Origin of the sequence: Zoogloea sp. 1C4 (assembly GCF_009469605.1) — a bacterium.
Classification (GTDB): domain Bacteria; phylum Pseudomonadota; class Gammaproteobacteria; order Burkholderiales; family Rhodocyclaceae; genus Zoogloea; species Zoogloea oryzae.
In genome coordinates this window covers 40,570-60,666 of sequence record NZ_SSXU01000009.1, presented here as the reverse complement: position 1 = coordinate 60,666, position 20,097 = coordinate 40,570, and the positions used below count along the sequence as shown (strand labels likewise).

The window sequence follows — 20,097 nt, the reverse complement described above, 5'->3', positions numbered from 1 at the left end:
GGCGTTACCGGCAGGTGATGGTGGGGTGACGGCCCGCCCGGTCCACGAAAAACCGGCGAGTCCCCACCCGGCTGGCTGCCCCGGCCGGGTGGAAACTCGCCGATCTCTCAGGAGGGCGACCACTGCCGCCCTCCCCCTCCCAGCCCTTGCTGGCGCTTACTGGCCGCCCTGGTCGGTGGTGCCGATGACCACGGTGGTCACCTTGCCGCCGATGGTCAGCAGCAGGCGCACCGGCAGACCGCCCGGCGGCACGTTGGTGGCCGACACGCTCATGCTCTGCGGATCGTGCTTGATCCACGCCGGCACCGGGCTGCCGTTTTCCATGCGGATGGTGCTGGCGGCAAGGGCAGACTGCCCTTCGCCGGCATAGACATCCTTCGGCACGCTGAACACGAAGGTGGACTCGCCGCGCGGGATGCTCACCCGCACGAGGCCCGTCTGCGTGCTGGCCGGGGCCTGCAGGAGCTGCACATTGACGCCGGACTGGCTGCCCTCGGAAGTCACCGCCGACGACGCCCCCGAACCGCTGCCAGCGGCCGGCGCCGAAACCGCGCCGGACACACCGCCGCTGCCTGCGGTGGCCGGAGCCCCCGCCTGCACGCCGCCGCTGCCCGCCGTACCGGAACCGGAACCGATGCCGGCGCCCGAGGCGATGCCGCCCGAACCACCCGCGCCCAGGCCGGACGACGCGGTGCCACTGCCACCCAGGCCTCCGCCCGCACCGCCAAGACCACCTCCCGTGGCGCCGGTGAGGCCGCTGCTGGCGCTGCCGCCAGCGAGACCGCCGGAAACCCCACCCGAGCCGCCCACCACGCCGCTGGAGCCGCCCGTGCCCGGCAGGGCCGAATCGAACACCTGCGCCTGCGGCTGCACCGGCGTGTAGGTGGTGACCGGGGTGGCCGGAACCGGCGGCGGCGGCACGACGCTATCCAGCGCCGAGATGTTGCCGGTGGTGCTGGCGGTGGTGGCGACGAGGCGGTAGTTGCCCGCGTCGGCACCGGCCAGGGCGATGCCCTGCACCTGGATCGGCTTGCCGAGGCCGACTTCCGCCGTATCGAAGCTGGCGCTGGTGTAGGACAGATTCAGCAGATCGCCGGCCAGACGGTTGTCGGACAGGCTGACCGGGGCGCTGGTGCTGCCGTCGTACAGCTTGCCGTTGGTGCTGACAGCAACCGTCAGGGCACGGGCGGCCACGTCGGCAGTGGCGCCGGAGAGGTCGCTGACCGTGTAGTTGCCGGCGTCGGCGCCGGTGAGGCCCAGACCGGCGATGGTCACCGCCCTGGCGCTGCCAGCCTGCTTGTTGGCGAAGCTGCCGGTCACGCCACTGGCGTCGATGCCCACCGTGTCGCCCATCACCACGCCGGCCAGCACCGCAGCGCCGGCGTCGACGCTGGCCACGCGGGTGCCGTCGTACACCTTGTTGGCGGCAATGATGCCGCTGGCGGTGAGGGCCTTGGCGGTAATGTCGGCAAACGCCGCCGCATCGCCAATGGTGTAGTTGCCTGCATCGGCGCCGCCCAGGGCCAGGCCGCTGACGGTGACCGCCTTGGCCACGCCCACGTTCTTGCTGGCGAAGCTGCCGGTGGCCGCGGTGGCCACCAGGCTCACGTCGTCGGCACCCTGCACGCCGCTGGTGAGGCGGCCGGCAGTGGTGTCGAGGGTGGCCGCGGTGGTGCCGTCGTACACCTTGCTGGCGGCGCTGATGCCATCGGCGGTGAGGGCCCGCGGGGTGATGTCGGCGGTCGGTGCCGCGCTGGTCGTCACCGTGTAGTTGCCGGCGTCGGCGCCGTCGAGGACAAGGCTGGTGATCGCCACCGCCTTGGCTGTGCCGACGTTCTTGTCGGCAAACTGGCCGGTGCCGCTGACGCCCACGCTGTCGCTGCCCACCAGGCCGCTGAAGCTGGCGGCGCCGGTGTTGAGGGTGGCGGCGGTGGTGGCGTCATACACCTTGTTGCTGGCGGTGATGCCGCTCACGGTGATCGCCTTCGGGGTGATGTCGGCGGTGGTGGTGGCCGCGCCGGTGAAGACGTAGTTGCCTGCGTCCGCGCCGCCCAGCACGATGTTGCCGATGCTCACCGTCTTGCCGGTGCCGGCGTTCTTGTCGGCAAACACGCCGCTGGCGCTGGCCACGCTCAGCACGTCGCCCGCCAGCGTGCCGGTGAAGCCCGCCGCGCCGGTGTTGAGGGCGGCCGCCACGTTGCCGTCGTACACCTTGCTGGCGGCGGTGATGCCGGTGACCGCCGTCAGGCTGGCCGGGGTGATGTCGGCGGTGAGGCCGACCGGCAGCTGCAGCGTGTAGGAGCCCGCGTTGGCGCCCGAGAGCGCGATGCCGGTGACGGTGACCGCCTTGCCGGTGCCGGCGTTCTTGTCGGCGAACACGCCGCTGCCGAGGCCCACGCTCACCACGTCACCGTCCAGCAGGCCGGACAGCACGGCGCCGCCAGTGCCGAGCACCGCCGCGGTGGTGCCGTCATACACCTTGCCCAGGGCCTGCACGCCGGAGATGGTCAGCAGGCGGCCGAGGATGTCGGCGGTGGTGATGGCGGTGGTGTTGAAGGTGTAGTTGCCGATGTCAGCGCCGCTCACGCTGATGCCATTGACCGTCACCGTCTTGCCCAGGCCGCCGTTGGCGTCGCTGAAGGCGGCGCCGGTGTAGCTGACCGCGAGGCTGTCGCCGCTCGCCCGGTTGTCGGACAGGGTGACGCTGGCGGTGGTGTTGCCGTCGTAGGCCTTGTTGATGCCGGCGGCCGACACGTTCAGCGTGGCCTTGCTGATGTTGGCGAAGGCGGCGGTGGTGGTGTTGGCGGTGTAGTTGCCGGCGTCGGTGCCCGACAGGCTGATGCCGGAAACCCCCACGTACTTGTTGAGGCCGACGTTCTTGTCGAGGAAGTTGGCGGTGTAGCCGAGGGTCAGCACGTCGCCGTTCACCCGGTTGTCCGCCAGGCTGACGGTGGCCGTGGTGGTGCCGTCGTACACCTTGTCGACGCCGGTGGCGGACACCGTCAGGGCGCGCGGGGTGATGCTGGCGTGCATGCCGGTGGGCTGGATCAGGTTGTAGTTGCCGCCATCCGCACCCGACAGCACGAAGGCGCTGCCGTTCACCAGCTTGTTGGCACCCACGTTCTTGGTGTCGAAGCTGCCGGTGATGGTGCCGATGCTCACGTCGTCGGCGCCGATCACGCCGGTGAGGCCCGCCACGCTGGTGTTGATGGTGGCGGTGGTGGTGCCGTCGTACACCTTGTCCATGGCCACCACGCCGACCACATTCACGTTGGCCCTGACGATGCTGGCCGTGCCGGTGGCCGTGGAGGCCACCTGGTAGTTGGTGGCGACGCCGCCATTAAGGCCGTCCAGCAGGCCGATGCCGGTGATGGTCACGGTCTTGCCGGTGCCGGCGTTCTTGTCGGCGAAGCGGGTGGTGCCGGCCGAAACCGGGATCACCGTCTCGCTGCCCACCAGGCCGACGAGGCTCATGCCGTTGAGGGTGGCGTTGAGGGTGCCGTCGTAGGTCCGGTCGGCCACGTCGGCCACTACCGTCAGCTGGGCCTTGTCGATGGTGCTGGTGGTGTTGCTGGCGTAGGTGACGGCGTAGTTGCCGCCGCTGGCGCCGTCATTCACCGTCACGCCGCCCACCGTCACCGTCTTGCCGCTGCCGGCGTTCTTGTCGGTGAAGGCGTAGGTGCCGCCGGAGAGGCTGTCGAGCGCGCCACCGTTGCTGGCGTTGGTGTAGAGCGTGCCGGACAGCACGACCGGGGTGCCATTGGCCGACAGCCCGCCGTCGTAGGCCTTGGTCACGTCGCTGGTGCCGACGGTGATCGCAGCCTTGTCGATGGTGCTGGCGGTATTGCTGGCGTAGGTGACGGTGTAGTTGCCGCCGCTGGCGCCGTCATTCACCGTCACGCCGCCCACGGTGACCGTCTTGTTGCCGGTGCCCGCGTTGGCGTCGGTGAAGGCGAAGCTGCCGCCCGAGAGGTTGTCCAGCGCGCCGCCGTTGCTGGCGTTGGTGTAGAGCGTGCCGGCGGTGACCACGGCCGTACCGGCGGCGCTCAGGGTGCCGTCGTAGGTCTTGGTGACGTCGCTGGTGCTGACGGTGATCGCGGCCTTGTCGATGGTGCTGGTGCTGTTGGCCACGTAGCTGACGGTGTAGTTGCCGCCGCTGTTGCCATCGTTCACCGTCACCGCGCTGGTGTTCACCGTCTTGCTGGTGCCGGCGTTGGCGTTGGTGAAGGCGAAGGTGCCGCCCGACAGGTTGTCGGCGCCGAAGAGCTGGGTGCCGCCCGCCGCGACCACCGCCGTGCCGGCTGCGCTGAGGCTGCCGTCGTAGGTCTTGGTCACGTCGGAGGTGGTCACCGACAGGTTGGCCTTCGTCACGTCCACCGTCTGGCTGCCGCCCACGAAGGTGTAGTTGCTGGCGAGGCCGGCGCCGGCGGTGCCGTCACCCACCAGGGAAAGGCCGCTCACGTCCACCGTCTTGCCGGTGCCCACGTGGCGGGTCGCCACGCTGCCGGCGCCCGACAGGGTGAGGGTTTCGCTGCCGACCAGGGTGCCGAGGGTCAGGTCGCCCGTGCCCACCACGGTGGTGCCGTCGTATACGCGGCTGCCGGTGAGGCTGACCGCGTAGGGGTTGATGGTGCTGGTGGTGTTGCTGGCGTAGGTGACGGTGTAGTTGCCGCCGCTGGCGCCGTCATTCACCGTCACGCCGCCCACGGTGACCGTCTTGTTGCCGGTGCCCGCGTTGGCGTCGGTGAAGGCGAAGCTGCCACCCGAGAGGTTGTCCAGCGCGCCGCCGTTGCTGGCGTTGGTGTAGAGCGTGCCGGCGGTGACCACCGCGGTGCCCGCCGCAGTCAGCGTGCCGTCGTAGGTCTTGGTGACGTTGCTGGTGCTGACGGTGATCGCCGCCTTGTCGATGGTGCTGGTGGTGTTGGCCACGTAGCTGACGGTGTAGTTGCCGCCGCTGTTGCCATCGTTCACCGTCACCGCGCTGGTGTTCACCGTCTTGCTGGTGCCGGCGTTGGCGTTGGTGAAGGCGAAGGTGCCACCCGACAGGTTGTCGGCGCCGAAGAGCTGGGTGCCGCCCGCCGCGACCACCGCCGTGCCGGCTGCGCTGAGGCTGCCGTCGTAGGTCTTGGTCACATCCGAGGTGGTCACCGACAGGTTTGCCTTCGTCACGTCCACCGTCTGGCTGCCGCCCACGAAGGTGTAGTTGCTGGCGAGGCCGGCGCCGGCGGTGCCGTCGCCCACCAGGCTGAGGCCGCTCACGTCCACCGTCTTGCCGGTGCCCACGTGGCGGGTCGCCACGCTGCCGGTGCCGGAGAGGGCGAGCGTCTCGCTGCCGACCAGGGTGCCGAGGGTCAGGTCGCCCGTGTTCACCACGGTGGTGCCGTCGTACACGCGGCTGCCGGTGAGGCTGACCGCGTAGGGGTTGATGGTGCTGGTGGTGTTGCTGGCGTAGGTGACGATGTAGTTGCCGCCGCTGGCGCCGTCATTCACCGTCACGCCGCCCACGGTGACCGTCTTGTTGCCGGTGCCCGCGTTGGCGTCGGTGAAGGCGAAGCTGCCACCCGAGAGGTTGTCCAGCGCGCCGCCGTTGCTGGCGTTGGTGTAGAGCGTGCCGGCGGTGACCACCGCGGTGCCCGCCGCAGTCAGCGTGCCGTCGTAGGTCTTGGTGACGTCGCTGGTGCTGACGGTGATCGCCGCCTTGTCGATGGTGCTGGTGGTGTTGGCCACATAGCTGACGGTGTAGTTGCCGCCGCTGTTGCCATCATTCACCGTCACCGCGCTGGTGTTCACCGTCTTGCTGGTGCCGGCGTTGGCGTTGGTGAAGGCGAAGGTGCCGCCCGACAGGTTGTCGGCGCCGAAGAGCTGGGTGCCGCCCGCCGCGACCACCGCCGTGCCGGCTGCGCTGAGGCTGCCGTCGTAGGTCTTGGTCACGTCGGAGGTGGTCACCGACAGGTTGGCCTTCGTCACGTCCACCGTCTGGCTGCCGCCCACGAAGGTGTAGTTGCTGGCGAGGCCGGCGCCGGCGGTGCCGTCGCCCACCAGGGAAAGGCCGCTCACATCCACCGTCTTGCCGGTGCCCACGTGGCGGGTCGCCACGCTGCCCGAGCCGGAGAGGGCGAGCGTCTCGCTGCCCACCAGGGTGCCGAGGGTCAGGTCGCCCGTGCCCACCACGGTGGTGCCGTCATATACGCGGCTGCCGGTGAGGCTGACGGCAAACGGGTTGATGGTGGCGGTGGTGCTGGCGGTGGTGTCGGCCAGGGCGTAGTTGCCGGCGTCAGTGCCCGTGAGGGTGATGCCGGTGATGTTCACCGTGCCCGAGGTGGCGCTGGCGTTCTTGCTTGCGAAGTTGCCGGTGGCGGTATCGACCGCCAGCACGTCGCCGGCGTACTTGCCGGTAAAGCCGGCCGATCCGGTGGCGAGGGTGGCGCTGTCGTTGCCGTCGTAGGTCTTGTCGCTGGCGGTGATGCCGGTGACGGCGCTGAGGGTGGCCTTGGTGATCTTGCCGATGTTGGCGTCGATCGCAGTGGAGCCACTGGCGAGCTTGTAGCCATACACCACGATGCTGCCGGCGCTGGCCGAATCGATCACCGGGCTGACCGAGACCTTCTTGGCGTTACCGACGTTCTTGTCGTCGAAAGTGCCGGCGGTGCCAAAGACCACCGCGTCGCCCGCCAGCAGGCCGGCGGTGACGTTGTAGTTGCCCTGGACGAGCGTGGCGGTAACGGTGGAGTCATAGACCCGCTCGACGCTGCCGGTGAGGGCCACGGAGAGCTCCGGCGCCAGGGTGTAGAGCAGGCCATTGCCGGTGCCCAGCACGCTGGTGGTGCCGTAGGTGGCGTCGTACTGCTTGAAGTCCGGCGCGAGGCCGCCGAGGGTGTCGGCGGCCGGGTCGGTGGACCACACCTGCCAGTGGCCGGTATCCACCGTCAGCGCGGCGGCGCCGGCGTGGTTGGTGAAGTTGGCGGCCGAGGCCAGGGTGATGTCGGACGCGCCGCTCACGGTGATGCCCTTGTCGAGCACGATGTCGCCGCTGGTGGTGCGCAGGGTGACCGGACCGCTGGCAGTGATGCCGTCGATGCCGCCGGCGGTGCCCACCGCCAGGGTCTGGGCGTTGGCGAGGGACAGCGCGCCGGAGACGCTGCTGGCCGCCACGGTGCCGATGCGGTTGGCGTTGTCGAGGGTGACCGACTGGGCGCCGGTGATCGCCAGCGTGCCCACGCGGACCGCGGTGTTGGCAGCCTGGGTGAGGTTGCCGGTGCTGCCCACCGCCAGGTTGGCGGCGGTCACCGAACCAAGGGCCAGATCGCCGCTGGCGTTGAGGGTGGCGTTCATGCCCACCGCGGTGGCGGCTACGTGGCCGCTGAACTGGTTGCCGGCGTTGCCCAGGTTGAGGGCACCGGCGCCGCTCACGGCGGAGCCGGCGTTGGCGGCGCTCTGCTGGACGATCAGGCTGATCGCGCCCAGATCCAGCGCGCCGGACTGGTTGATGCCGGTGATGCCCGACGAGCCGGAGTCGCTGAAGGTGCCCTTGGTGGTGATCTTCAGCAGGCCGCCGATGTTGTTGCTGTCGTTAAGCACGATGGCGTTGCCGCTGGCGACCGCCGAGATGGTCTTGCCACCGGCGTCCGACACCACCTGCAGGCCGCTGGCGAGCTTGGCGCCGGCGACGCTGGCGGTGGAGGTGGTCACCCCGTTGAAGGCCGAGGCCTGCAGGGTGGTGCCGCTCATGCTGAGGGTGATCACGCCGAACAGGCGGATCTCGTTGCCCGACACGGCTGCCGAGCCACCGCCGATGAGGTTCTTCGACGAGTTGCCGGAGCTGAACTGACCCGCGCCGACCAGATCGAAGCTGCCGCCCACCTGCAGGAAGGCGTCCTCGGCCGGCGGGGTGCCGGCCTTCTGGGTGACGGCGCCGGTGCTGTCGAGGGTGAAGGCGCCGGCGATCAGGGAGTCGTCGAGCACGGTGCCGGCGGCGTGGACGTTCTTGACGGCAACGTCGGCGGCTTCGTAGGCGGAGGTGTCGAGGGTCAGGTTGCCACCGATCAGGATCGGGGCGCCGACGGCCTGGGTCAGCGGGCCGCCGAGGGTCAGGCTGACGCTGGAGCTGCCGGCGGTGTTGGTGATGCCGACGATCTGCAGCGCGGCGGTGTCGACGGTGCCGACCTCGACGCCGTCCTGATCCACGAAGGCCAGGCTGGCGCCGCCAGAGAGCAGCGCGGCGAGCACATCCACGTCGTTGCCGGTGTTGGCGAGGGTGACGTTGCCGGCCGACTTGATGGCCAGCTTGGCGGCCTTGATCGGCGCGGCACCGCTCTGGGTGATGACGCCGGCCGACTCGAGGCGCAGCTCGTCGAGGGCGTGGGTGCCACCCAGCGCGGCAACAAAGTTGAGGCCGCCGCTGCCGGTGGCGAGGCGCAGGGTGCGCGGGGTGCCGGCGGCGTCGCTATCGACCGTGCTGGCGAACTGGATGGTGCTGGTGCCGCCGCCGGTGTTGATGCTGACCGGGCCGGTCAGGGTGGCGGCGGACGCGAAGGTGACATCGGCGCCGTTGGTGGTGATGTCGCCCGCGGTGCTGATGCCGCCACCGGCGGTGATGTGGACGGCCCCGTCGGCGTTGATGTCGCCGGACGCCGACAGCGCCGTGGTACCACTTTGATTGAGGGTGACGCCGCCACCGTTGGTGGTGGTGATGCCGGCGTTCACCGCGAGGTGGGTGCCGGCGAGGCTGACCCCGGCGGCGGTGTCGGTATCGACGGCGCCGTTCAGGGTGGTGGTGCCGCTGCCAGCGGTCTGGACGAGCGCGCCGGCGCTGATCGCGTTGGCGGTCACGTCGTGGGCGCTGGTGACGGTGAGGGTGCCGAGGCGGCCGCTGGCCGCGCCGCCCACCGCGCCGGTGAAGCTCACGTCGCCGCTGCCGGCGACGACGGTGAGGTTGTTGCCCTCGCCGGCTTCGGAGTTCAGCGTGCCGCCGAAGCTGACCGCGCTGTTGGTGGTGGTGACGGTGACGCCGGTGAGGAGCTCGACCGCGTCGTTGTAGGTCTGGGCGCCGCCGGTGGTCACGTTGCCGCCGAGGCGGGTGGTGCCGCCGGCGTTGGTGGTGACGCTGGCCGCGCGCACCGCGTCGGCGAACAGGGTGGTGCCGGTGCTATCCACCGCCAGGGCGCCGAGGGCGGTGGTGCCGCCGACCAGGCCGCTGAAGGTGACGTCGGCGCTGCCGCTGCCCACGGTGAGGGCCGCCGTCTGGCCGGCGGCGGAATCGACGGCCTTGTCGAAGCTGACCGCGCTGTTGGTGGTAGCAAGGCTGACGGCGGTGAGCACTTCCACATCGTCCTGGAAGTGCTGGGCGCCGGTGGTGGTGATGTTGCCGCCGAGCTGGGTCTTGCCCGGGGCGTCGGTGGTGACGCTGGCCGCCGTGACCGCCGCGTTGAACAGGGTGGTGCCACCGCTGTTCACCACGATCGCGCCCGGCGCGCCCTTCACGGCGCCGCCGACCACGCCCATGAAGCTCACGTCGCCGGTGCCGGCATTGACGGTGAGCGGGTTGGCTTCGCCCACGCCGCCGGTGACCTGGGAATCTACGCTGCCGCCGAAGGTGACGGCGCTGTCGGTGGTGGCCAGGGTGAGCGGGGCCTGCAGCTCGACCGCGTCGTTGTAGGTCTGGGTGCCGGTGGTGGTGATGTTGCCGTTGATCTGGGTGGTGCCGCCGGCGTTGGTGGCAACGCTGGCGGCAGTCACCGCGGCGTTGAACTTGGTGGTGCCGGTGCTGTTGACCGTCACCGCGCCGAGGGTGGTGGTGCTGCCGACCACATCGGTGAAGGTGACGTTGCCGCTGCCGGTACTCACGGTGAGGGCGTTGGTCTCGCCAGTCTCGGAATCCACCGTCTTGTCGAAGGTGACGGCGCCGTTGGTGGTGCCGAGGGTGATGCCCGAGCGGACTTCGACGATGTCGTGATAGACCTGCGCGCCGCTGGTGGTGACGTTGCCGTTAAGCAGCGTGGTGCCCGGCTCGTCGGTGGTGACGCTGGCGGCGCTCACCGCTGCGTCGAAGCGGGTGGTGCCGGCGCTGTTGACCACCAGCGCGCCGAGGGGGCTGGTGCCGCCGACCGTGCTGCTGAAGGTGGCGTTGCCGGTGCCCACCGATACGGTGAGGCCGCGCGGCGTGCCGTCGGCGTCGAGGCTACCGTTGAAGACCACGTTGCCGCTGCCGGCGCCGGTGCTGAGCACCCGGTCGCCGCCGCTGACCTGGGCCGGGCCGGTGACGCTGATGTTGCCGCCGGCCGCCGCGGTGGCGGCCACGCCACCGCTGGTGTCGATGGAGCCGGCCAGATGCACGCCGCTGCCGCCGGTGAGATCCACCGCGCCGCCGGTGCCGGTGCCGGTGCCCTGGCCCAGCGCGGTGATGGTGGAGGTGGTGAGCACGCCGTCGGCGTTGAGGGTGACGCTGCCCGCCGAAGCGCCGCTGGCGCCGGCGCTGCCGCTGGTGACCAGGGTGCCGGTGTGCACGTTGCCGCCGCTGGCGGTGGTGGCGACGTTGATCGCCCCGCCGTTCTGGTAGGCGCCGGCGGCGTAGGTGATGTCGCCGAGGGTGGAGATGGCGACCGAGGACGAATCGAAGCTGCCCACGCCGGTGGCGCTGAAGCTGCCGCCGCGGGTGGTGATGGCTTCGCTGACGGTGACGGCCACCGGGCTGCTGCCCAGGTCGATGGCGCCGCCCTGGGTGCTGATGCCGGTGACGACACCGTCGCCGCCGCCGACGGCGTAATCGGCGCCGCTGCGGTAGGTGAAGCCTTCACCGACGCCGGTGATCTTGGCCGCAACCAGATCGACGGCGTTGGTGGTGTCGAGCAGGCTGGAGGCCTTGGCGGCGTTCACCAGCAACTTGCCGGCGTTGATCTCGTTGCTGCCGTCGGCCTGGCTGACTGCGCCGGCCGCGGCGTTGAGGCGCACGGTGCCGCCGTTGCCGTTGGCACCGGCGCCATCGCCGGCTCCGCCGCGGGCGGTGATGGCGCCCGCCACGGTGAGGGTGTCACCGGCAGTGGTGAGGGTGATGTTGCCGGCATCGCCGCCGGCGCCGCCGAGGCCAATGTCGGCATCGGAACCCGAGGTGATGATGTTGCCGGTGCGCAGGTTGCCGGTGCTGCCAGTGGCGGTGGTGGTGAGGCTCACCGAACCGCCGGCGGTGCCCGGGGTGGCGCTGCGGGTGTCGATGGTCTGGCCGGCCGAGTCGATGCCCGGGGCCGACAGGCTGATGGACGCGCCGCCGGTGGTGATGCCGGTCGGATTGACGGAGCCGATGGTCAGCGCGAGCTTGCTGGACAGGTTGACCGCGCCGGTGGCGTCGGAGGCGAAGGTGCTCACCTCGTTGAGGGGCACGCCGGTGTTGGCGGCGTTGAGGGTGTAGCTGCCGCTGCCCTGCAGGCCGAGCTTGGCCGACAGGATGGCGCCGGTCTGGGTGACCGGGCCGGCAGAGTTGAGGACGGTGCTGCCCAGGGTTTCGACGCTGGTCACCGAGAAGCCGTCGGCGTCGGTGAAGCGTATGGTGCCGCTGGGGGTGGACGTGCTGCCGGCGATGGCCGCGTCGGCGGCGTCGCGCACCTTGACGGTGAGGCTGTTCACGTCGTTGCCGGCGGCGTTGAGGATGATGTCGGCGCCGCTGTTGCTGAGGGACTTCACCGTCAGGGTGTCGGCCACGACGGTGCCGGGGAAGCCGCTCGAGTCGGTGGAGATCGCCCCGTGGGCGGTGAGCGTGGCGGCGCCGGTGGTTTCGATCTGGCGCACCGCGAAGCCGTTGGCGTCGTTGTAGGTGATGGTGCCGCTGCCAGCCGCCGCGCCGCCGGCGTTGCGGCTGCGGAGGCTCAGTTTGGCCACGTCGTTGGTGGCGTTGGTGAGGGTGATGCTGCCGTTGTTGGCGGTGGTGACGGCAAGGGAATCCGACGCGAGGGTGGCGCCCGCCCCGACCTGCTGGACGAGGCCGACGGCATCCACCGTGACCGCGCCGCTGGAGCTGATGTTGGCCAGATCCGCGGTGGAGCCGGAGGTGATGGAGATGGTGCCGGTGCCCGCCTGGTAGCTGTAGTACTGGCCCATCACGAAGCCGCCGGTGCCGGAGGCGGTGACGTCGATGGTGCCCGCGCCGCCGGTCTGGAGCATCAGCGGGGCGCCGGCCGAGCCGGTGGAGTGGGTGATGGTGTCGCCACTGAGCAGCAGGTTGCCGCTGGTGGAGATCACGCTCTTGGAGAGGTTGACCTCCTTCTGGGCGACCACATTCACGCTTCCGCTGCCGGTGGTGATGGTCTGGTTGACCTGCACGTTGCCGTTGGTGGCAACCGCCGGGGTCGAGGTGGTGGCGTACAGCGAGACGCTGCCCGAGCCGGTGGTGAGGGTGCCCGGGGTGGTCAGGTTGCCGTCGAGGGAGCGGAACTCGATGTTGCCGGTGGTGGTGGTGAGGTTTTCGGTGGCCAGCACGAGCTGGGTGCCGGCGATGGCGGTGATCGAGGTGCTCTGGGCCAGCTTGCCGGTGAGGGCGTTCATGCTGAGCTGGTTGGCGTCGCGGATCGACACCTGGCTGCCGGTGGAGGTGACGGTGACCTGGCCGGTGAAGTCGTTGAGGGCGCTGTCGAGGGTGATGTTGCCGGTGTTGCCGAAGATCGAGGCGGTGGTGGACTTGATCGACGAGCCGGTGGTCTGGGACACCGCGATGCCCTTCAGCACCATGTCGACACCGGTGGCGTCGACGCTGTGGGTGTCGAGGTCGAGCACGCCGTCGGTGGTCTCGATGCTGGAGGCCGCGCCGGCCACCACGTCACCGGTGAGCTTGAGGCCGGCGGTGCCGGCGCCGCCCAGATCCTTCAGGGTGAGCGCGCCGGTGGTGATGAAGCTGCCGAGGTTGTCCAGGTAGGTCTTGTTGAGGGTGACCACGCCGGCCTTGCCAGCCAGGGTGGCGGCCGACAGGGTGCCGGTGTCGGCGACCTGGGCGACGGTACCGGTGACTTCCTTGCCGCTGACGCCGAGGGTCACGGTGCCGGCGGTGGCCGACACCACGTTGAGGGTGGCGTTGGTGGCGCCGACGATCTCGATGGCGGTGCCGGCGGTGCTGGCAGTCTGGGTTGTGCCGAGCAGGCTGATGTTGAAGGCGTTGCTGCCGCCATCGACGCGGATGCTGCCGCTGTCGGCATCGATGACGGAGCCGAGGGACTGGGTCACGCTGTCGCCGCCCAGGAACACGTCGCCGTGGGCGGTGATGCTGCGCACGCCGATGGCCAGGGCGCCGCTGGCGCCGTCGCCGGTGGCGGTGCGCAGGCGCAGGCCGCCGGCGCTGGTGATGCTCTGGGTCAGCGAGAGGCCGGAGGTGGAATCGTAGGCGTCGAAGTCGTACTGGACGGCGGCGTTGTCGCCCACCGAGATCGCCCCCAGCTGGAAGATCTTGTTGCCGGTGTTGGCGAGCACCGCCGAGCTGCCGCCGGTGACGTTGAGGGTCTTGATATCCACCGAGGTGGTGGCGCTCTGGGTGATCGCGCCGGTGATGGCGCCGATGGTCGGGGTGCTGTCGCCGAGCACCAGGCCGCCGTTGGGGGCGCTGATGTTTGGCAGGGCCAGGGCGCTGGTGCCGCGGATGGTGACGGCGCTGGCGCTGGCGCTGGCGGTCTGCACCGTGCCGCTCAGCACGATGTCGCCGGAGGCGGTGCCGTCGTGGCCGGTGAGGGTGATGGTGCCGCCGCTGGTGCCGGTGGACGGGCCGGTGCCGACGCTGCCGCCGGTGGCGTTGATGCTGCGGGAGGCCTGGATGATGCCGCGGCCGGTGAGGGCGATGTTGCCGCCGCCGCTGGCGTATTCACCGGCGGAGATGCCGTAGGTGGTGAGGGTGCCGGTGCTGTTGTTGGTGATGGAGCCGCCGCCGGTGAGGGCGATGCCGCCCGTGCCGGCGCTGATGGCGCCCTGAATGTTGACCCAGCCGTTGGTGTTGCCGCCGTAGCCGCCCACGCTGACCGACTTGGTGGCAGCATTGGCGGAGAGGCTGCCGGTGCTGGTGAGGGTGATGCCGTAGTTGCCGTTGGAAATGCTGACGTTGCCGCTGGCCGACGACACGGCGCCGACCACCGTGAGGTTGCGATCCTGGTTGTAAAGGTTGAAGTTGCCGCCGGTGGCGAAGTAGCCGAGCCGGTAGAACTGGTTGCTCGAGTTCATATTCACCGAGCCAGCCACCGCACCGATCACGTCGGTAGTGTCGGACTCGGAGTAGATGCGACCGACCTGGGTGACGTTGCCGGTGAGCGGCACGTCTGCTCCGCCCACGCCAGTGCCGACGCCACCGAGCACCACCTTGCTGCCGCTGCGCAGCTCGATGTTATGGAGCTGAACGTTGTTGGCGTTCTGGATGAAGATGTCGTTACCCGAACCGATGATATAGAGCCGGTTGTTGAGGGTGACGTTGCCGCCGCCAGCGTCGAGGATCAGGTCGCCGCCGCCGCCGTGGTGGGCCTGCAGATCGACGGAGTTGATGATTCCGGCAGCGCCGGAATAGATCTCGATGCCCTTGGCGTACATCGTGCCGCTGGTCAGGTTGGCGCCGCCGGTGGTGGTGATGGTGATCTTGCCGGCACCGCCGTGATGGCCTTCGATGGAGCCCGAGGCGCTGAAGCCACCGGCACCGGCGGTCAGCACCATGCCCTTGCCCCGGTTGGTGCCCGACAGCGTCATGGCGCCCTCGGTGGTTGCGGTGAGCAGGGTGTCGTAGCTGCCGTCGTAGATGTTGGTCAGCAGGAGCCCGTTGCCCTCGGCATCCTTGTCGTAAAGGGTGATCGCGCCGCCGCGGCGCACATAGCCGACCTGGCCGATCTCGTTGGTCACGTTGCTGAGGTTCAGCGGGCCGCCCAGCTGGAAGGCCTGGATGACGCCCACCTTGACCGCGGTGTTGGCCGCCTGGCTCACGGCGCCATTCGCGTACAGCCAGTGGCCGCCACTGCCGTTGAGGCTCTGGTAGGTGTTGCTGCCGAGCACCAGGCCGCCGCGGTTGCCGGCGACGCCGGCCGTGATGTCGCCCAGCTGCACGGCGGCGGTGTCGTCGATGGTCACCGCGGCGCTCGAGTTGCTGCCCGCATTGACGGTGCCCGCGAGGGTGACATCCCCGAGGGTGTTGGTGGCGTAGTCGCTGCCGTACAGCGTGACCGTGCCGGAGGTGGACGAGATGGTGGAGCCCGCCGACTGGGTGATGCCGCGGCCGCGCAGCACCACATTGCCGGTGGTGGCGGTGATGTTGCGGGTGCCGACGGCCAGGGCGCCCACACCCGTGCGGATGTCCACCCCGGTGGCGGTGACGTCGCCGGTGAGGGCCATGCCGGTGACGCGGCCCTTGGCCTGGATGGTCAGGGCGCCGCCGAGGGTCACGCCGCCCAGCTCGTCGATGATGTTGGAGTTGTCGCCGACATTGATGGTGGTGGTGGACGCCACCTTCAGGGTCTTGATGTTGATGGTGTCGCTGTAGCTGGCGCCGGAGTCGTACTGGAGCACGTCGCCACGCACGTCGGCGTTGCTGGCCGCCGAACCACCCGAGAGCTGGCCGATCTCGAGGGTGCCGCCGGTGGCGGTGGCCGCCCGGATCACCACTGCCCCGCTGCTGGCGGTGGCCACGTAGGCGTTCTGCAGCAGGATCGCCGAGGTGCCGGCGGTGTCGGCGTCGGTGCTGGTGAGGGTGCCGTACGACTGGATGCGCCCGCCGCCGCCATTGACGCGGATCTTGCCGCTGCCGGCGTTCACGGTGGAGGCCATGCCGGCGGCGCCGGTGTTGCCGAAGGTCACGCCGACGCCCGAGAGGTTCACCTGCCCGCTGGTGGTGGTGATGTCCAGGTAGTCGCCGGTGAGGTTGAGCGCGCCGGCGCTGGAGCTGACCGTGATGGCGCCGCCGGTGCTGGTGAGGTCGGTGTCGTAGCCGTTGGAGATGTTGCCCGAGGCGCTGAGGGTGATCGCGCCGGCGGCGGTGGTGAGGTCGGCGTAGTTGGCGAGCGTGAGCGTGCCGTTGGGGGCCGCGATGCTGATCGGTGCGCCGCTGGCGGTGCTGGTGACCGAGCCATAGACGGTGACGTTCTCGTCGCCGGCCACGTTGTTGGCGCTGCCGGTGGTCTGCAGCTGCAGGCCGGAGGCGCCGTCGTAATACTGGGCGTAGATGTTGCTGCCATTGATGAGCAGGCGGCCGGTGCTGTTCACCGCCACCAGGCTCTTGGCCGAGACGTTGCGGTTGAGGCTCAGGTCGGTGCCGGTGCTGACCAGGATGTCGCCGAGGCTGTTGGCGCCGCCGACGCTGCCGCCGCCCACGTCCCAGCCCACCGAGATGGCGCCGCCGCCGGTGCCGTTGAAGGTCAGGTCGTTACGTTCGGCGGCCTTGCTGTAGAGGTTCTGGGCGACGCTGATGGCGCCGCTGCCGCGGGTGAAGGTGACGGCGTCGTCGAGCCAGGTGTTGATGGTGTTGAGGGTCACCGTGCCGTTGCCGGTACGGGTGTCCACGGTCATCGCACCGCTGCCGTTGGCCACGGTGTCGTCGCCCAGATGGATGTTGTAGCTGGCGTTGATGGTCACGCCGCCGGCGGCGTTGGTGGTGAGGTTCTTCTCGACGGTGGTGTTGGCCGACGAGGACACCGTGAAGCTCGACAGCGGGGCCGAACCGCCGACCACGCCGCGCAGGCGCACGTCGCCGGTGCCGGCGGTGAGGGTCAGGCTGCGCGCGGTGCCGTCCGAATCGATGGTGGACAGGGCGTAGATGTTGCCCGACGTGGCGCCGGTGGAGACCAGCCGGTTGGCGGTGAGGATGGTCGGGGTCTGCAGCTCGATGTAGCCGCCCAGGCCCTGGGTGCTGGCGCCGGAGTAGCCGCCGCCGATGGCGAGCAGGTCGCCGTTCAGGTAGATGTTCTTGCCCGTGCCGGGGGCGCCGATGATGATGTTGCCGGCATTGCCGCCGTTGCGGTTGGTGGGGTTGGAGGCTTCCGGGGTCGCGTCGCCCCCCGAGGTGGTGATGGCGCCCACGTTCACGTCGCCGGTGGTGGCGGTGATGCCCACCGCCGCGGCGTTACTGCCCACGCCCAGCAGGTTGTTGGCGCCAGTGGTGGTGATGGCCTGGAGGGTCACGTTGCCCTGGGCCGTCACGCTGACCACGCCGGACGCCGTGCCGGTGTCGCCGTCGGCGGTGGTGACGATGTTGGCGCCGGCGATGGCGGTCACGTCGCCACTGGTGGCGGTGAGGTTGACCCGGCCGCCCTTGGTGCGGATCGGGTCGTTCAGGGTGATCGAGGTGCCGGTGACCGACACGGTGCCGCTGGCCTGGCCGGCGCTGCCGGCGGTGCCGCTGATGACGTTGCCGCTGGCCGAATCCAGGGTGACGGCGCCGGTGCTGCTGTCGCCGAGGGTGATCGCGCCGCCGGCCGAGGCCGACACCACGGTCACCGCGCCGGTGATGTGGGCCAGGGAGATGGCGCCCAGGCCATCGGCCGACACGCTGGTGTCGCCGCCGGCGTGCACGTTGCCGGTGTAGATGATCGAGCCGTTGGAGCCGCTGGCGGTGGACAGGGTCAGCGCGCCGCTGCCGCTGTCGAGGCCGGTGGCCGAGCCGCCGGTGGTGATCGAGCCGCCCGAGGCGATGCTGACGCCGCTGGTGGCGCTGGCGCCATTGAGCACGGTGGCCACCGAGTTGACGAGCTGCACGCTGCCGCTGGTGGTCGCCAGCGACATCGCACCGACGAAGCGGTTGCTGGCGGTGGTGAGGTCGATGTTGCCGCCGGCGGTGAAGCTGGCGGTGCCGGCCACGTCATACACGCCGGCCCCGGAGACGGCGCCGCCCGCGACGACGGTGAGGTTGCCGCCGTAGGTGCGCACGGTGCCGGCGTTGCTCAGGGCGCCGCCGGTGGCGGTGAGGATCATGTTGCCGTTGCCGGCGGCGATCATCGAGACGCCGCTGTTCACGGTGATGTTGTTGGCGGCGGTGAGGCTCAGCGAGTAGTTCGAGAACCAGCCCAGGGTGCTGGCGACGGTGATGTTGCCGGCCTGGCTGCCGCCGCTGCCGGTGGTCACTGTGACGTTGCCGTTGGCCAGCGCGTTCTGCAGGGTGGCGACGCTCAGCACCGAGTCGTCGCCGTCGGCGTCGAAGCCCGAGGCGATGGTGTCGGCGCCGCCGCTGATGGTCAGGTTGTGCGGGTCGAGCAGCAGGGAGCCGGCCTGGCCGGCGCTGGCAAGCAGGTTCACCTGGCCACGGAAGTCGAGCACGCCTTTGCCGGAGACTTCGGCAAAGCCGCCGTCGCCGCCGTGCGCGCCGCCTTGGGCGCTGATCTGGCCGAGGAAGCGGGTGTTGCCGTCGGCCCACACGATCACCTTGCCGCCGTTGCCAGCGTCGGTGGCGTCGGCACGGATCACCGCGCCTTCGGCCACGAAGGTGGCCTGCGCGTTCGCGATGTCGGGGTTCTTGCCCTGATAGTCGCCGCCCACCAGCACGGTTCCGCCGCCGGTGGCCCCGGAGGCATCCAGCTCGGCGCCTTCAAACAGGCCGACGTGATCGCCGGTCAGGGTGATGCTGCCGCCGCGGCCACGCCGGCTGCCGGCGCGCAGGCTGCTGCTGTCGAGGATGGCGGTGGTCGGCGGGGTGTTGTCGGCGGGCGCGGTGGGCGCCTTGCGCGGGCCGCCCTCCAGGCGGACCTGCCCGCCGGCGAGAAGGCCGGAGACATCCATGGTGGCGGCAGAGAGAGTGATGTTGTTGCCCGCCTCGACGTGGACAGCGCCGCCCTCGCCTGCTTCGGCGGTGGCGTCCACGGTGCCGGAGACGGCCACGTCCTGGGCCGCCTTGACGGTGACTTCGCCGCCCTTGTCGGCGCCGGAGACATCCAGCTTGCCGGTGGCGGTCTGGGTGACGGTGTCGGCGGTGATGCTGACGCGGCCGCCGCTGCGGCTGGCGCCGGCCACCACGGGTTCGGTGGCGGCGGCGCCCTTGGCGGAAATGGTGCCGCTGTTCACGACCACCGGCGCGGTGACGCTCACCTCGCCCGCCGGGCTGCCGTCGCGGCCAGCGTCGGCGCTGACGGTGCCGGTGTTCTCGACGCGATCCGAGGCTTCCAGGACGATCTTGCCGCCCTTCATGGCCATGCCGGTGGCTTCGAGCTTGCCGCTGTTGCGCACGATGCCGCCCTGCAGGCGGTCCACGGCCCGCGCGGAGAGAATGATGACCCCGCCCGGCGCCACCACGGCGCCCTTGTTCTCGACGAGGGCCTTGATCTTCGAGGGTTCGACGACGATGCCGGCGAGGCTGTTATTGCCGTCGAACTGCAGCGTGACACGCTCGCCCGAGGCCAGCGCGACGGTGCCCATCCGGGCGACGATCACGCCTTCGTTGCGCACTTCGGGCGCCAGCAGGGCGATGTAGCCGCCCAGCGCGGCGCGCAGTTCGCCTTCATTGACGACGCTGCCGGTGCTGCCGTTGCGGGCAAAGCTGGACTTGCCGGCCATGAAGTCGGCGTTGGCGACGTCGTGGGTCGAGGCCACCAGGCCGCCCACGTCCACGCTGGAGCCCTTGCCGAAGTACACGCCGTTCGGATTGACCAGCACCAGCTGGCCGTTGGCGGTGATCTTGCCGAGGATCTGCGAGGCCTGGGTGTCCATCACCCGGTTGAGGGTGGCCGACGCGGCGGACGGCTGGTTGTAGTTCACCTGGGCCGCGGCGCCCACGTTGTAGCTGCTCCAGTCGATGACCGCGCGGTTGGAGGCCTGGTTGATGTCCATCCGCGCGCCGCCCTGGCTGATCGCGGCCTGGCCGGCCACCACGTTGCCGCCGGTGGGCAGCTGGCCGGCGGCCGGCGGCGCCGCGAAGGCGTTCATCCCGAAGGTGAGCAGCGCCGCACCCAGCAATCGCTCACGCCAGCGCCCCGCGCCCTCCCCCGTCACCGTGGCGGCGGCCGCGCCGCCCACCCGGGCTTCCGAACCGGTCACGCCGCTGGACTTGCCGCGGCCGCGCGCGATTTCCGCGACGACGACCCAGGCATCGTGGCGATGGCTCCAGACAAGACGGTAGATTCGGTTCATCGATGCATGCCCGTTCATGGGAGCGCTCCTTCAGGATTCAGATTTCAG

The 20,097-nt window shown here is 70.3% G+C and carries 1 protein-coding gene; it reads right to left on the bottom strand.

The genetic code is table 11. The features are described 5' to 3' along the window. Positions 1 to 156: 156 nt before the first annotated feature. Positions 157 to 20,067 carry a YDG domain-containing protein gene (locus tag GH681_RS12645; protein WP_153161844.1) on the bottom strand — a complete coding sequence of 6,637 codons (19,911 nt, stop codon included), beginning with the start codon at positions 20,065 to 20,067 and terminating at the stop codon, positions 157 to 159. Between the last annotated feature and the right edge of the window lie 30 nt (positions 20,068 to 20,097).

Bases quoted from the DNA above. Each gene is read 5' to 3' on its own strand.
- GH681_RS12645 (WP_153161844.1), bottom strand. From the start codon at position 20,067: ATGAACGGGCATGCATCGATGAACCGAATCTACCGTCTTGTCTGGAGC.